This window comes from Pseudomonas sp. EL_65y_Pfl1_R83, assembly GCF_963970695.1.
GTDB lineage: Bacteria > Pseudomonadota > Gammaproteobacteria > Pseudomonadales > Pseudomonadaceae > Aquipseudomonas > Aquipseudomonas tritici.
This window is the reverse complement of record NZ_CAXAQI010000125.1, coordinates 1-617: the sequence shown is the minus strand read 5'-3', so window position 1 is coordinate 617 and position 617 is coordinate 1. Positions and strand designations below refer to the sequence as shown.

Annotated in this window: 1 protein-coding gene; it reads right to left on the bottom strand. The window is 65.5% G+C overall.

The annotated features are described in order from the left end of the window. Positions 1 to 617: efflux RND transporter permease subunit (locus AACY08_RS27980; RefSeq protein ID WP_339472343.1), on the bottom strand; the 617-nt coding region annotated here is incomplete at both ends.

The following is a 617-nucleotide window of genomic DNA, read 5'->3' as shown; positions in this document are numbered from 1 at the left end:
CCCAGTCGTTGAGCTCGGTGAGATCGGCGTCCTGTAGCGTGAACTCGAACTGGGTGCGCGTCGGTCGGCCGCCGAGCCGGATGTCCTGGGCCGCCTGCATGTAGAGTCGGGCGCCGGGCACCTTCTCGAGCTTGGGACGCAGCCGCGCGATGATCTGCTGCGCCGAGGCCTCACGCTGGTCGCGCGGCTTCAGCGTGATGAACATGTTGCCGTTGTTTCCGGCGCGGCCGCTGCCGCCGATGTTCATCGCGACCGAGGCGACGTCGGGATCGTCCATCACGACCTTGCCGAGTTCGACCTGCCGCCGCTGCATCTCCTTGAACGAGATGTCCTGGGAAGCTTCCGAGGTTGCGGTGATCAGTCCGACGTCCTGTTGCGGGAAGAAGCCCTTGGGGATCAGGACGAACAGGTAGACCGAAAGGCCGAGGGTCGCGAAGAAGATCGCCAGCGTGGTGCGGCGCCAGGCCAGGGCATGGTCGAGCACATAGACGTAGCCGCGCAGCATCGCATCGAACGCGCGCTCGCTCCACTGATAGAACTTGCCGTGGGTGACCTCGCCGTGGGAGCGCAGGAAGCGCGAGGCCATCATCGGCGTCAGCGTCAGCGACACGAACATC